Here is a 15641-nt window from a genome sequence, read left to right as displayed (position 1 = left end):
GCTAACAATCGGATATTTGGAAATTTTTATCTAATTTTGCACGATGTGATGCTCAAAGGCATCTCTATTTAGGAAATAACTTTACTTTAGCAAAAAAAGAAATATAACACATATAAAATGGCAAAGAAAATTCAGTTCAGTCTCGTTTACAGAGATATGTGGCAGAGTTCTGGTAAATTCCAGCCTCGCAAAGACCAATTAGAGCGTATTGCTCCTGTTATCATTGAAATGGGATGTTTTGCCCGTGTCGAGACTAATGGTGGAGCATTTGAGCAAGTTAATCTTTTGGCTGGTGAAAATCCAAATGAAGCTGTTCGTGCATTCTGTAAGCCTTTTAATGAGGCCGGCATAAAGACACATATGTTGGATCGTGGTCTGAACGCATTGCGTATGTATCCTGTTCCAGACGATGTTCGTGCTTTGATGTACAAAGTAAAACATGCTCAGGGTACAAATATTACTCGTATTTTCGATGGTTTAAATGATGTTCGTAACATTATTCCATCTATCAAGTGGGCTAAAGAGGCAGGAATGACTCCACAGGCTACACTCTGTATTACAAATTCTCCAATCCATACCCTAGAATATTATTCTCATATTGCAGATCAGCTTATTGAAGCAGGTGCAGAAGAAATTTGTTTGAAGGATATGGCTGGTATTGGTCAGCCTGCTCTCTTGGGTAAGCTTACAAAGGCTATCAAAGACAAGTATCCTGAAATCATTATCGAGTATCATGGTCACTCAGGTCCAGGTCTTTCTATGGCTTCTATCCTTGAAGTATGTAAGAATGGTGCTGATGTTATAGATACTGCTATCGAGCCATTATCATGGGGTAAGGTTCATCCAGATGTTATCTCTGTTCAGAGCATGTTGAAAAATGCAGGCTTTGATGTACCAGAAATCAACATGGATGCTTACATGAGAGCTCGTGCTCTTACTCAAGAATTCATCGACGATTGGTTGGGTTACTTCATTAATCCTGGTAATAAGTTGATGTCTTCATTGTTGCTTACTTGTGGTCTTCCTGGTGGTATGATGGGTTCAATGATGGCCGATCTTACAGGTATGCGTACAACTATAAATAATGTACGTAAAAAGAAAGGTGAAGAAGAACTCTCTATGGATGCACTTTTGGTAAAACTCTTCGAGGAAGTAGCTTATGTTTGGCCACGTGTAGGTTATCCTCCATTGGTAACTCCGTTCTCTCAGTATGTTAAGAATATAGCACTTTTCAACCTTCTTACTTTGGAACAGGGTAAAGGTCGTTATGTTATGATGGACGATTCTGTTTGGGGTATGATTCTTGGTAAGAGTGGTAAGGTTCCTGGTGAAATTGCTCCAGAAATCAAGGAACTCGCTAAAGAAAAGGGTTATGAGTTTACAGATGTAGATCCACATACATTGCTCCCTAATGCACTTGATGATTTCAAGAAGGAAATGGACGAGAATGGTTGGGATTATGGTCAGGACAACGAGGAACTTTGGGAACTCGCAATGCATCCAGAGCAGTATCGTAACTATAAGAGTGGCCAGGCTAAGAAGAATATGCTTGCAGATCTCCAAAAGGCTAAAGATGCTAAACTGGGCGCTAAGGTAAGTGTAGAAGAAGCAACAGCTTTCAAGCATGCCGTAGCTGATCCTATCGTAGCACCTGTTAAAGGTCAGATCTTCTGGGAATTCCAGGGTGATGCAGAGGCAGCACCTGCAGTAGAACCATTCATCGGTAAGGAGTATAAGGAAGGTGAAGCTTTCTGTTATATCTTGACCTCATGGGGTGAGTTTGAAACAATTCCTGCTGCTATGGGTGGTAAGCTCGTAGAAATCAATGCTAAGCAAGGTGCAAAGATCCGCAAGGGTGATGTAATTGCTTACATACAGCGTGACAACGCAGAATAATGGATTATCAGAAAATAATCGATAAATATTATCCGGATGATAACGCTTTACGTTACATCCTACTAACGCACAGCACACTTGTTATGAAGCGTGCTGTGCGTATTTGTGATGCTCATCCAGAGTTACACATGGATCGTAACTTCATTATGGAGGCTGCAATGCTTCATGATATCGGTATTTGCCGATGTGATGCAGCTGGCATTCAGTGCTTAGGTACAGAACCTTATATTTGCCATGGCAGAATAGGGGCAGAGATGTTACGACAAGAGGGATTCCCTCGCCATGCCCGTGTCTGTGAGCGTCATACGGGAGCTGGATTGTCCAAAGAAGATATTATCAGTCAAAATTTACCTTTACCTCACGAAGATTTCCTTCCTGAAACTTTAGAGGAGCAGGTGATTTGTTATGCTGATAAGTTTTATAGCAAAACTCATCCTGAGCGTGAAAAAAGCGTAGAACAGGCAGAAAGGAGTTTAGCTAAATTTGGTGATGAAGGCTTAAACCGTTTTAAGCAATGGGAAAAAATGTTTGAAAATTAAGCATAATCCCTACTTTTTACTAAATTTGCAATTCATGAGAAGGCATTCATTCATAGCGCTATTTTTATGTGTCGTGGTTCTAGTTATGGCTGGGACCTCGCAACAATTTTGGAAACGCAAGAAAAAAAATCTGTCTCCGCAGGAATCTGCAGAGCCTGTAGATAGCGTTGTGCATGACTCTTTGGGTAATGTGGCTGTTGATACCACAAAAATGGATTCGTTACAGAAGGCTATCGTCCGTTATAATAAAGCGATAGATGACTCCATTCGCCTTGACTCTATTAATCGAGCAAAGGCATCTGGTATTGATGCTCCTGTTAATTACGAGGCCCAAGACTCTTTGGTTTATGATGCTGCATCACAGACAGCTCATCTTTATGGTTCTTCTAAAGTAGGTTATCAAAGCTACAATTTGACATCCGATCGTATAAAAATGAGTATGGGCAGTGATCTGGTACATGCTGTAGGTACTCCTGATTCAACTGCAGAAGGTGGCGTCAAAGGAAAACCTGTATTTAAGATGGGGTCAGATCAGTATGATACGGATACGATAGCATTTAACTTTAAATCAAAGAAGGCATATATTGATAATGTATATACCGAGCAGCAGGATGGTTTCCTTCGAGGCGAAAAGTCTAAAAGAGACTCTACGGGTTTGATTTATCTCCAACATGGTAAATATACCACATGTGATAAAGATGATCCTGATTTCTATATTGCACTTTCACGAGCTCGTGTTCGTCCGGGTAAAGATGTTGTATTCGGTCCTGCTTACCTTGTAGTGGCAGATGTTCCTCTACCTTTTGCTATTCCTTACGGATTTTTCCCTTTTACCAAAAGTTATTCTTCTGGTTTTATCATGCCGACCTATGGTGATGAGAGTGATCGAGGATTTTATCTACGTGATGGTGGATACTATTTTGCCATTAATGATAAATGGGATTTGAAGTTGTTAGGTGAAATCTATACCAAGGGTAGTTGGGGAGTCAGTGCAGCCAGCAATTATCAGAAGCGTTATCGTTATTCTGGTAGTTTCCTTTTTAGTTATCAGGATACGAAGTCTGGAGAAAAAGGTATGCCTGATTTTTCAGAAACAACGAGTTTTAAGGTACAGTGGAGTCATCGCCAGGATTCTAAGGCAAATCCATATAGTAGTTTTTCTGCCAGTGTTAACTTTGCCACACAGAGTTATGAGCGCAACAACCTCTCTAGTTTGTACAATCCGCAGACTATGACCCAGAGTACTCGTACTTCCTCTGTAAGTTGGAGTACTAGTTTTTCTAGTTTGGGAATGACTTTAAGTTCTACGGCCAACTTATCTCAAAATATGCGAGATTCGTCGTTGTCTGTTACTTTACCCGATTTGAATATCAATGTTTCGCGTTTCTATCCATTCCGTCGTAAGGCTAAGGTAGGTGAGGAGCGTTGGTATGAGAAAATAGGTTTTACTTATAAGGGTCAGCTCAAAAATTCGATTGATACCAAGGAAGACCAATTCTTTAAATCTAATTTGATAAAGGATTGGCAAAATGGTATGAAGCATGATATTGGGGCTTCTGCAAGTTTTACAGCTTTGAAGTATATTAATATCAACCCAAGTTTCTCTTTCTCAGATCGTATGCAGACTAGCAAGATTACTCGTAGCTGGGATACTGCTAATCAGGAAGAACTGAGAGATACCACTTATGGTTTTTATAATATCTATGATTGGAGTTTAAGTGTTTCCGCTTCTACCAAGCTCTATGGTTTCTATATTCCAAGTCGCAAACTTTTTGGAGACAAGATACAGGCTATACGCCATGTCCTTTCTCCAACAGTTAGTTTTAGCTATGCACCTAATTTTGGTTCTTCACAGTATGGATATTATGACACTTATTTGAAGACCGATGCGAATGGTAATGTTTCTATAGTGCAGTATTCTCCTTATAATACAGGTGTTTGGAGCGTGCCAAGTAATAGTAAGACTGGTAGTATCAATGTTACACTTGGCAACAACATAGAGATGAAGGTGAAGTCTGATAAAGATTCTACTGGTTATAAGAAGTTAAGTATTATCGATGACCTGTCTTTGAGTATGGGTTATAATATGGCAGCTAAGGTTCGTCCATGGTCAGATTTAAGTGTCAACTTGCGATTGAAGTGGTGGAAGAATTATACATTCAATATGAATGCTGTTTTTGCTACTTATGCTTACGAGCTTGATGCTAATGGAAATCCTTATATTGGTACACATACTGAGTATAGCAAGGGCCGTTTTGGTCGTTTCCAAGGTATGAGCCAGAATATCTCCTATACATTGAACCCTGAAAAGATTAAGAAATTCTTTGGTGGTAGTGATGATGAGGAGGAAGACAAGCCTAAAAAGGACGATGAAGGCATTGATACAGATATAGAGACGAATGTAGACAAAACAATGGTTGACGCTCAGCATGGAGCTAAAAAGAGTTCTACTGTAGCAGAGACCGATGATGATGGCTATATGGCGTTTTCTATGCCGTGGAGTCTTACTTTCAGTTATGGTATTACTCTTCGTGAAAATACAGCAGGTACCTTTAATAAGGAGTCAATGCGTTATCCATATAAGGTAAGTCAGACGCTGAACTTCAGTGGAAACATTCGTATCAGTGAGGGATGGAATATCAGCTTCTCTTCTGGTTATGATTTTGATTATCATAAGATTAGTATGACGACAGCCAGTCTTCAGCGCGATCTACACTGTTTCAATATGAGTTGTTCTGTAGTGCTTGCTCCTTATACGAGTTATAACTTTAGTTTCCGTTGTAATGCCGCAACACTTACAGATGCTTTGAAATACGATAAGCGTAGTGGATATAGCAACGCAGTGCAGTGGTATTAATAGTATAGATAACAACATTCGTTAGATATAAATAAAGGCTTTGATTAATCAATCAAAGCCTTTAATTTTTCTTCTTCACCGACAACCCAAATAATATCGCCAATTTCAATTTTTCGATTAGGGTCTATCATAGTTAAGTTTTCCTGACCTTCTTCAGCTCCAACAACCATACAGTGGTATTTGTCACGAATGCCACTTTCCTTAAGCGTCTTGCCAGCCAGTGGACTGTTTTCTTTAATTATGAGTTGGCGTAATTTCATCTCGCGTTTTTCAATCTCAGGATCTTCAGGTATCAGTTCGTTTTCAATAGCTTCTCCAAATCGATGTAATTGTTCGTCATTACCAATTACTTGAAGAGTATCGCATGGAAAAATCACGGTATTGCCATTGGGTATATTCATTCTTAATCCTCCGCGGAGAATACTACTTAAGTGTACTCCAAACCTGTTTCTGAATTTTAAGTCCTTCAAAGAGCGTCCAACCCATGTAGATGCTTCGGGCACGTCAAACATACCGATATGGATATCACGATCGAGTAGGTGGCCCTCAAATAATGGTTTGCGTTTACCATGAACCTGTGCCTCGATATCTCGGCTTCGTAAGTTACGGATAAATATTCGTTCTATGCGAATACTTTGGCGTTTGAGTTGTTTCGACATAATCATCGATATGATGACACCAACACCAATGGTTACAATTAAAGCTCCACCAATATGTGTCATTTTGCCGAAGATATAGAAAACGAAACCTAATGCCATTGCAATCCTGAATACTATGGTAAAGATAAGAGGCAGACGATAGAACCTATTTTCTGTCCATAAGGCTTTAAACTCCTCGCTATGATTCTTTTTAATCATCATAGCTCGTAATGCAGGTGATATTAAGAGAACGGTAAGTATGGCGCAGAGTATGCTTCCAGGCCAGTAAGTGAGCACCCTTCGCATGGCTGAGAGAGCAAAGTAATTCATGGCAAAGATACCCGCAATAGAAAGGATTAAGCATATAATCGTATTGCGTGTCATCGAAATGAGCAACTTCTTCCAGTTGCTTTTTTCTCTTGTGGTATTTGTGTGACTTCTGGTAGCATTATGGTTCAGACTGCGGACCCATCGTTTAGGCAGCCTCTTTGCCAGCGCATTGTAGCATGGTTCTGCAGCTCGTATCATGTATGGTGTAGCAAAAGTAGTAATAACACTGACGGCTACAACTACCGGATAAAGAAACTTACTGATTACACCAAGAGAAAGACCAAGAGAAGCGATAATGAAAGCAAATTCACCGATTTGAGCCATCGAAAAACCACATCGCATAGCAGTCTTCAACGGTTGACCACCGAGCATGAAACCCATGGAACCCATTATGGCTTGTCCAGCGAGTATTGCTAAAACTAAAAGCATTATAGGTATAGCATAATCGACAAGTATATGCACATCTACCAACATGCCGACAGATACGAAGAAGATAGCACCAAAAAGATTTTTTACGGGTTCTACTACTTTAATAATTTTATCAGCCTCGATAGTTTCTGCAAGAATACTGCCCATCACAAAAGAACCAAAAGCACTACTGAACCCCACGCTTGTCGATATGATCGCCATTAAACAGCAAAGTCCGAGTGAAACGATAAGCAGTGTTTCATTATTCATGATTTTACGCGTCTTGCGCAAAAATAAAGGAATTAAGTAAATGCCAATGAGAAACCATAATATTAAGAAGAATGCTATTTTGAGTATACTTCCTACCATCTGTCCACCATCAGGATTTTGTCCACTAGCAATAGCAGACAACATAACCATCATCACGATGGCAAGTATGTCTTCCAGAATAAGTACACTCATTACAAGTCCTGCAAATGATTGTTGCCTCAATCCTAAGTCACTGTAGGCTTTGTATATAATGGTCGTAGAACTCATAGCCATCATACCACCGAGAAATATACAGTCCATCTGTCGCCATCCGAAAGAATAGCCTACCCCCACACCAAGAGTCATCATGCAGAATACGATGGTAAGGGCAGAAATGACAGGCGACATACCCATCTTTAATATCTTTTTAAAAGAGAAGTCAAGTCCTAAAGAGAACAAGAGGAAGAGCACCCCAATATCAGCCCATATCTGGATATCTTCTTTATCAATAACCGACATGAGATAGGGCATCTGTGGCGATACGAGGAAGCCTGCAACGATATATCCCAAGACTAATGGCTGCTTAAGTTTCTTAAACAGAAGGGTAACTATGCCTGCGGCTGATAGAATAAGAGTGAGATCTTGTATTAGAGGTGGTATGCCTACCATAATATTTAGGTTGTGATATTATGAATAAATAACTTAAGACGTCGTTTAGTGAGAAGCTCTCGGCAGGTGTTATTACCTGCCGAGGCATGTATAAGTATGTAGCCTACTGTATCAGCAGTAGAATATGATGACGAAATTAATCGTTGAAGGCTGCTGTTATTTCACAGATCTTCACAATAGTTTGTACAGCTTTCTCCATAACCTGAACACTGACAAACTCATATGGGCCATGGTAATTTACACCACCAGCGAAAATGTTAGGACAAGGTAGTCCCTTGAAACTGAGTTGTGCACCATCAGTACCACCACGAATCGGAGCGACACGAGGAGGAACGCCAGTTTCCTGCATAGCCTTGAGAACGATGTCAATGACATGCATGTTTGGTTCGATTTTCTCCTTCATATTGTAGTACTGGTCATGAAGTTCTACAGTACATGTACCCTGACCATATTTTTCATTGAGCTTTTCAGCGCAATTAGCAATATACTTTTTACGATCTTCGAATTTGTCACGATCGTGATCGCGTATAATGTAACTCAGCTGAGCCTCTTCGATAGACCCTTCCAAATGGAGAAGATGATAAAAACCTTCATAGCCTTCAGTACACTCTGGCGTTTGGTCTGCAGGAATCATATTCTGAAATTCTACAGCCAAGCGGTTTGCGTTAATCATCTTGTCTTTAGCATAACCTGGGTGTACGCTTACGCCCTTAATGTGTATCTTAGCGCTTGCTGCATTAAAATTTTCATACTCTAAATCGCCAAGGTCGCCACCATCCATAGTGTATGCCCATTCGCAACCGAATTTTTCAACATCAAAATGATGAGCACCCATACCGATTTCCTCGTCAGGGTTAAATCCTACACGGATATCACCATGTTTTATTTCGTCGTGATCTCGCAGGTAACACATTGCCTGCATAATTTCTGCAATACCTGCTTTGTCATCAGCACCAAGAAGGGTAGTACCATCAGTCACGATGAGGTCCTCACCGATGTGCTCTTTAAGTTCAGGGAATTTTGCAGTAGAAGAAATGATACCTGGAGAAAGCTCAATGTCATTTCCGTCATAGTTTTTCACGATACGTGCCTTGATGTCCTTACCGCTACAATCAGGGCTAGTGTCATAATGAGAGATAAAACCTATTGTAGGAATATTTTTCTTGGTGTTTGCTTTAAGTGTGGCGTAGATGTAACCCATCTCGTCCATCTCTACATCAGAGAATTTCTCGTCCTCTAATTCTTTTTTCAAGTACTTGGCGAACTCCAGTTGTTTCGCCGTGCTCGGGACACAGTCCGAATCTTCACTCGATTGAGTGTCGAATTTTGTGTAATTAATAAATCTTTCTGTTATTTCCATTTCTTATTTGAATAGAATTTTCTTACTTGCAAAAATAGCAAATTATTTTTTAATAGACAAAAATTATACCAGCCATTATTGTAGTTTATCTGACATGATTATCCTTAATTCTTGTTTTTTTTGTTATTTTTGTATCAAACAAAAAAATATGTCTATGAAAAAGCCAGTTTGGATGGATAAAGAGAATTTATATCATATTATTTTTGGTACAGATACAAAATGTGGAAAAATATATGATGTTGTTTTAATGATTTTAATAACTATCAGTATTCTTGTTACTTTTATAGAGAGTGTACCAAGTTTGGCTTTTGTGTTCAAGACCGTGCTCGAAATACTTGAAGCACTCATGACTGTCGCCTTCACATTCGATTATGTAGCTCGTTTATATTGTGCTCGTAACCCCAAACAGTATGCTTTCAGTTTCTTTGGTATCATAGATTTTCTATCTACGATACCACCTTATCTTGTACTACTCTTTCCGTCGGCACGTTATATGATATTGCTTCGTACGTTCCGCTTTATTCGTGTTTTTCGTGTTTTCAAGCTCTTTACGTTTATCAATGAGGGTTATCTATTGATGTCTTCTTTGCGTAGGAGTATGAATAAGATATTGGTTTATTTTATATTTGTTGTTATTTTGGTTATCTGTCTTGGCACCTTAATGTATATGGTCGAAGGCAATCGGCCAGGTACACAGTTTACGGATTTGGGTACATCAGTATATTATGCTATTGTAACGATGACGACAGTGGGGTATGGAGATATTACACCGGTAACACCTTTAGGAAGACTCTTTTCAGCTTTTGTCATGCTTCTTGGCTATACGATTATCGCAATACCTACAGGAATTGTTACGGCTACTTTTGTCGATGAAACAAATCGTAAAGTGGAAAAAGGAAAGTGTCCTCGATGTGGAGGTAAAGTAGGGAAGAAAGATCGCTATTGTTCTCATTGTGGGGAGAAACTCTAATATTTCTTGATTTACCAAGATTATGTGTTACCATTTTGATGCTTATAATGCGTTTCGATTTTTGTAATTCACTGATATACATTTCCCAAGAAGATCTCCTGCCCGCAATGTGATTCTCTTTGACTATAACGTAGGAATTGCAACAATATATTTTAATACGAGTTTGAAGAACGTGAGGGTCGAACTATATGAGGACGGCGTGCTTGTCGATGTGGTAGAGCAGGAAAACGTGAATGTAGGTGAAATTCTCAATCTTATCTATGATAATGAGCATTCGAGCAAGTCTTTGAGAGTGTATTCGGGCAATACTCTGGTATATTCAGAATAATCCTTGTTATAGATTAAAATATAATGTGTTTGAGTGACGTTCTTTTTATAAGAATTGTTACTAATGAGCTCGGTTTTACCGAGCTTTTTTTGCTATTTGTGACATCTGAGGCTGATTTTCTTACAGAATGATATCTTTTGTATGAAAAAATATTATCTTTGCAGAAAATATTTAGTCCATGAATCGATTATCACTATTCTTGAAGTCAACTATTGTTAGTTTAATACTCTTTTCTTTTTTATCTTGTGGGAATTCAGAGAGCGAGAAGTGTTCTGAGGTCGAGCGTTATCTTGACAAGCAGGAAAACGATTCTGCCATCAACCTATTCAAGACCATAAATTACTCGGAACTGTACGATGACGACTCCAAGAATACCTATGCCCTTCTCAGAACGAGAGTGGACTACCTGGAGGGATACGAACAGGAGTCGGATACGATTATAAATCAGTGTCTCAAGCATTTCATCAGCAAGAATGACAACAAGAAGATCGCCGAATGTTATTATTATCTCGCAGTCTATAATTATGACCAAGGGCAAGTTAAGAAGGCTTTTTGGAGCATCTGTAAAGCGGATTATCATGCGGAGCAGACGAATGATATAGCATTGAAGCATAAAGTCACCGAGATACTTCTTGACTGGTACAATACTGCGGAGGAATACAGTTCAGCTCTGTCATATGGTAAGAAGAATCTTTACTTGTCCACCCTGGCGGGAGATAAGAACTGGTTGGCATATGCCTATTCCATGATGGCAACGACATACCATGGTTTGGGGCAGATGAAGAAATCGGAAGAGTTCCTCAACAAAAGTTTGGAGTATCTCAATTCGGTGCCTCGTAAGGAGCAAGCACAGTTTTATGTCTCTTTGGGTTCGGCTATCATCGACAGCGATCCTGCCAAAGCGAGGGTTTATTTTTCCAAGGCTATCAAGGCTAACAAGGACGCTTCGGCCTACTCGGGTCTCGCTATTCTGGAATATCAGGACGGGCACTTGGACGCTTCTGAGGAGTATCTGAGGAAAGCTTTGGATACAGACGACAAGTCTACCAGGATGTTCGTATATAGCAACATGTTGTCGATGTATTCTTCCAAGTGTGATTATAAGAAGGCTCTGGAATGTTCGATGAACATCAACAAACTGCAGGCTGAGAGGTACAAGGAACAGAAGGACGAGAGTCTCACCCTGGTGCAGAAGCAATTTACAAGCGAGATTGAACACCAGCGTTTTAAGCAGAGGTTGTCTGAGGGATTCTTCTTCGTCCTTATCTTTATATTGCTAGTGATAGCCATATATATCTACTTGCATTTCAAGAATGAGCGTTGGAAGAAAAATTCCCTTGAGAACCTGGTCATGCTGAATGTATATAAGGAAAAGCTCAACAAACTGAAGGAGAAAGGCAGCCAGTCGGAGACTCCAGTTCTAGAGGAAAAGAAAATTCAGGAGAAGATCAACACCATTCAGAAGCGACAGTCGAAGATTCTCTATAATGGGCAGATACTATACCAAGATATCCTCGATGGTAAGAATACTCTCACATGGAATAAGAGAGACTATGAAAATTTCATGGAATACTATAAGGTGGTTGACTTACCGTTTGTCACTCAGTTGCAGACGGAGTATGATCATCTTTCCCCTAGGTATCAGTTCTTCCTGGTGATGAAAAATATGGGTAAGTCTGAGGAGGAAATACAGGATATCATGGTCATAAGCAGTGGAACCATCAGAACTATTAAATCTCGTGTAAAGACCTGTAAAATAGAGTAATATGGAGTGTTTCAATTTTTGAAACATTTCATATTGCGAATTGAAGCGGAGCCGTAACGCTCTTTTTTCCTTTTTAGATAGATTTTGAACTACCTTTGCTGTATAAATTTGAATATTTAAAATTTTTGTTATGAATGTAGTTCAAAAAATCAAAGAATTTAGGGTTCAGGAAATGGATTCCTCCCATGTGGAGAAGCAATACATCCTGTCTTACAATGACAGGAATTTTGCGATAAACCACAACACCAAGCTTTTGATCGACATCGTGCAAGACTCAGAGGGGCCGGACGAGTTGGTAGAGAACTTCTGTGAAGTACTCCATCGTGACTTGTCCTTTGATGAGCTTGAACTCAAGCTATCCGAAAAGTTTGAAGCCATCCTTTCCGACAGCAAAAAGGAGCCACAAATACGTCCTTTTCTTTTCAAGAAAGAGATTATCGACAAGATAAGGGTTGCAAAGATTGGTCGTTCGCTCAAGTCGTTGTTCGCTTTCAAGTTTTATTATGTTGTACTGGCAATCAATTTTGCCCTACTCACGGCATTCTTATTCTCCACGGGAGGAGAATACCTGACGCTTGAAAAGGTGAACCTCACGACGCTGGTGGTGGTATATGTTGCAATCTTACTATCCACGCTCTTTCATGAGTTCGGTCATGCCTCCGCTTGTTGTTACTACAACCTCCCTCCAGGAGCTATTGGCATCTGCGTGTACTTGAATATGTTGGTATTCTATGCAGACGTGTCCAACGTCTGGCATCTGTCCCGTGGCAAGCGTATCGTAGTCAACCTTGGTGGCGTCTATTTTCAGATGCTTCTCCTTATACCTATCTATATAGTCTATAACATTACTCGAAACGATCTTCTCGCATATATCCTGCTCTCGTTTAACTTGAATTTCATATTGGTGCTCAACCCGCTCTTCAAGTTCGATGGCTATTGGATACTTTCTGATTTGTTGGGAGTTCCTAACCTGCGCAAAAAAGGTATCGAGTACCTTATGTATTGTATCAAGCGCCTTTTTGGGAAAAGTGGTGGTGAGAAGCCTGCCTTCATGTATTATTCCAAGTCTACCCGCTACGTCTCGATCGTGTATTCTATCGTCTCGATATTGTTCATCGGGTTTGTATTGTTTTTCTGGATGCCAATGTTCACCTGGCATTTCGTTCAAAACATACCTCACTGGTATCAGCAGGTACTCTCCAGTATTTCCTCAGATGAGGTCAACTGGGAGTTTGTTTCATATCTCATTCCACAATTGATTTTCATGGCATGTATAGCCATTACATATTTTTCCATCTTTAAAATGTTCATAGCACAACTTATAGCAAATATCAAGTATATCAGTTCCAAGAAAATTATGGCAGCTGTAGCTATGCTCTTTGTCGTGGTTCCCGATGCAGATGCACAGCAACAAGGTGATTCCTTAAGACTACATATGGAGGATAGCACCTTTACCCTCAGCGCCGTTGAGATTAAGGCGGACAAAATCATCAAGAAGAACGATGGCATGACGATAATTCCCCAGAAAGGACAGTTGAAGCTATCTACTGATGGCTATGATGTCATTTATGGCATAATGATTCCTGGTCTTGACGTGGATCGTCGAAGTGGAAGTGTTACCAGGCTTGGACAGAAGGTAGCTATCTACATTAATGGCGAGAAGGCCAATGATGCAGAGCTAAGAAATATCAAGCCTAGTTCCATCGTGCGCATAGACTATATCGACATCCCTTCGGGCAAGTTTATCAACGACCCTGTCTCTTTGAACATCATCACCCGTACAAGCACTAGTGGTGCTTACTATGCTTTTGATGATACGCAGTATATAGGCTATATGAGGAATACCTTTAATGCCACAGCGCAATGGAACCTCGAACATTCTAAAATAAGCCTGTTCGCCGGCAATGATCTTTCTAACTTTGGCAATGCTGGTTCACATGAGTGGGAGAACTATGCTTTCCCTGGCCGTAGCATTCTGCGTTCCACGGATATTCTTGGTAATCGTTATAAGAATAATAACCAGTATCTTCAGCTCAATGTCACGAAGTCTGCAAGAACTTATAATCTGGGTGTCAAGGTATCAATGGTGCGTAACGAAGATCCTTTTCAGGTGATTTCAGGAAAGGTTACTGTTGACGATTCTGGGGATAAGACATCGCGAATCCTGAGCGATGGCAGCTCTTCACGTAGCTTTTATCCCGAGGTCAACGCTTTTGGCAATTTTATCTTAGGTCGAGGCCAGATGCTGTCGGTGAATGTGGATTTCTCTTATGGCAACAACCGTTACGGTGGCGACATCCAGGAAGAAGACTATCGTTTCCTTTCCAATGTCAAAGAGGATATCTGGCAGTGGAAAAACTTCGTCAGCTATAGTAAAATGGTTAAGACTCAGAAATTTAGCCTACTGATGACAAACAATTACACGAGGAGTAACGCCCGCTATACGGGAAGCATCGACCTTGGTCAGCGCTTCTATTCGAACGAGGGAATACTCCAGGCGGGCTATATGAATAATTTCAGCAAGAGTCTCATACTGAACCTCCAGGCCGGATCGTCATGGCTCTTGTATCGTTTAGAGGGGGCTGTTAAGACCAGCAAGCTGCTGCCAAGGGCAAGCGTCACACTACGATACACTCCGTTCAAGAGTCACGTTTTCACTCTCAACGCCAACGTGGGCAACAGTTTCCCTACCTTGAACACCTTTAATCAGGTTAGCCTTGGCAGGAATCCTTTCCTCCAGCATCGGGGAAATGCAGAGCAGAATATCACACGCATCTACAATGTCGGCCTCGCCTATAATGTGTTCTTGAAGAATTTCAATTACCAGTTGATGCTCATCAACAACACTTATATGCATCTGGCGGTTCCACGATTCGTTGTCGAAGACAATGTCATGGTCTCTACATATACCTCTGATGCTGACCTTCATCAGTATCTCGCCGTATTCTTTGGTACTTGGAACATTACCAGTGCTCTCGCACTGAAATCGGAGCTTGCTTATATCCACAATGATTTCAATGGCTATCTTGACAAGAACAAGGATACATGGAGGGTGAGACTCGATGTCACATATACATATAAGAACATGATGCTCAATGTCTATGGAAAGATGAAGGAGAATCGTCTCGAGAATACGGGAATCGAAGAAAAGGATTTCTTTAGATGGGGTATCAATGCTAAATATAATATAGGACGATGGCTCCTGGAGGTTGGAGGCAACAACCTGTTTTCTCCACGTAATTACCTAAAGTCGACCTATTCCGACATCTATTATGGTTACACTCGCTCCACATTCGACAAGATGGAGCAAGCAAATGCTTACCTGAAAGTTGCTTGGCGATTGAATGTCGGAAAAAAGGTGAATCCAGAAGGTAACAACTCTAGCAGAATTTATCCAAGTTCCATCATGAAATAAGTCTAAAAGATATGAGATTATCTCGCGCGGATCAACGGTATTATCGTTGGAAGACTTGAATAATAATTTTGTATTTTTATTTGGATTTTCCTAATATTCTGGTTGTTTTGTTGCTGTCTTTCTTAGATTTTGTTATCTTTGCAGCAAAATGTTTGGAGAGATGTGTTTATTGAAGCGAATTAGGACCGTATTTATAATTATTTCTGTTATTTCCTGT

General features: G+C 40.3%; 9 protein-coding genes. 7 read left to right on the top strand and 2 right to left on the bottom strand.

The window, feature by feature from the left end; genetic code table 11:
* The first annotated feature begins 117 nt into the window (after window positions 1–117).
* The 3 genes from L6469_RS05910 to L6469_RS05900 all read left to right on the top strand — a co-directional run bounded on the left by L6469_RS05910 (window position 118) and on the right by L6469_RS05900 (window position 5292).
* Window positions 118–1896, top strand: coding sequence for an oxaloacetate decarboxylase (locus L6469_RS05910; RefSeq protein ID WP_006281765.1), 1779 nt, complete (start codon window positions 118–120; stop codon window positions 1894–1896).
* Window positions 1896–2435: an HD domain-containing protein gene (locus tag L6469_RS05905; protein WP_006281766.1), complete on the top strand. Its 540-nt coding sequence runs from the start codon at window positions 1896–1898 to the stop codon at window positions 2433–2435. The genes L6469_RS05910 and L6469_RS05905 overlap by 1 nt, the downstream gene beginning before the upstream one ends.
* Before the next feature lie 85 nt (window positions 2436–2520).
* The gene (locus L6469_RS05900) at window positions 2521–5292 is read left to right on the top strand and encodes a putative LPS assembly protein LptD (RefSeq protein WP_006281767.1); all 2772 of its coding nucleotides are present in this window, start codon (window positions 2521–2523) and stop codon (window positions 5290–5292) included.
* A 44-nt stretch (window positions 5293–5336) separates the two neighbouring features.
* On the opposite strand, the gene L6469_RS05895 is transcribed toward L6469_RS05900, so the two are convergent.
* Window positions 5337–7586, bottom strand: coding sequence for a cation:proton antiporter (locus L6469_RS05895; protein ID WP_006281768.1), 2250 nt, complete (start codon window positions 7584–7586; stop codon window positions 5337–5339).
* A gap of 136 nt (window positions 7587–7722) precedes the next feature.
* The gene (gene pepT / locus L6469_RS05890) at window positions 7723–8946 is read right to left on the bottom strand and encodes a peptidase T (protein WP_006281769.1); all 1224 of its coding nucleotides are present in this window, start codon (window positions 8944–8946) and stop codon (window positions 7723–7725) included.
* A gap of 148 nt (window positions 8947–9094) precedes the next feature.
* Between pepT and L6469_RS05885 the strand changes: the two genes are divergently transcribed.
* The 4 genes from L6469_RS05885 (at window position 9095) to L6469_RS05870 (ending at window position 15424) form a co-directional block, all read left to right on the top strand.
* Window positions 9095–9916, top strand: a complete 822-nt coding sequence (locus L6469_RS05885; protein ID WP_006281770.1) for an ion transporter — start codon at window positions 9095–9097, stop codon at window positions 9914–9916.
* Window positions 9917–10079: 163 nt separating this feature from the next.
* Window positions 10080–10244, top strand: a complete 165-nt coding sequence (locus L6469_RS05880; protein WP_155815416.1) for a hypothetical protein — start codon at window positions 10080–10082, stop codon at window positions 10242–10244.
* A 178-nt stretch (window positions 10245–10422) separates the two neighbouring features.
* On the top strand, window positions 10423–12009 hold the full coding sequence (locus L6469_RS05875; RefSeq protein WP_006281771.1) for a tetratricopeptide repeat protein: 1587 nt from the start codon (window positions 10423–10425) through the stop codon (window positions 12007–12009).
* A 130-nt stretch (window positions 12010–12139) separates the two neighbouring features.
* Window positions 12140–15424, top strand: coding sequence for a hypothetical protein (locus L6469_RS05870; RefSeq protein ID WP_074802887.1), 3285 nt, complete (start codon window positions 12140–12142; stop codon window positions 15422–15424).
* The last annotated feature ends 217 nt before the right edge of the window (window positions 15425–15641 follow it).

The organism is Segatella baroniae B14 (assembly GCF_022024235.1).
Classification (GTDB): domain Bacteria; phylum Bacteroidota; class Bacteroidia; order Bacteroidales; family Bacteroidaceae; genus Prevotella; species Prevotella bryantii.
Note: the sequence above shows the minus strand (reverse complement) of the source record. Positions and strands in the feature narration are given on the sequence as shown.

Excerpts from the sequence above, each read along its gene's own strand:
- L6469_RS05910 (WP_006281765.1), top strand. The coding sequence starts at position 118 with ATGGCAAAGAAAATTCAGTTCAGTCTCGTTTACAGAGATATGTGGCAG.
- L6469_RS05905 (WP_006281766.1), top strand. The coding sequence starts at position 1,896 with ATGGATTATCAGAAAATAATCGATAAATATTATCCGGATGATAACGCT.
- L6469_RS05900 (WP_006281767.1), top strand. The coding sequence starts at position 2,521 with ATGGCTGGGACCTCGCAACAATTTTGGAAACGCAAGAAAAAAAATCTG.
- L6469_RS05895 (WP_006281768.1), bottom strand. The coding sequence starts at position 7,586 with ATGGTAGGCATACCACCTCTAATACAAGATCTCACTCTTATTCTATCA.
- pepT (WP_006281769.1), bottom strand. The coding sequence starts at position 8,946 with ATGGAAATAACAGAAAGATTTATTAATTACACAAAATTCGACACTCAA.
- L6469_RS05885 (WP_006281770.1), top strand. The coding sequence starts at position 9,095 with ATGTCTATGAAAAAGCCAGTTTGGATGGATAAAGAGAATTTATATCAT.
- L6469_RS05875 (WP_006281771.1), top strand. The coding sequence starts at position 10,423 with ATGAATCGATTATCACTATTCTTGAAGTCAACTATTGTTAGTTTAATA.
- L6469_RS05870 (WP_074802887.1), top strand. The coding sequence starts at position 12,140 with ATGAATGTAGTTCAAAAAATCAAAGAATTTAGGGTTCAGGAAATGGAT.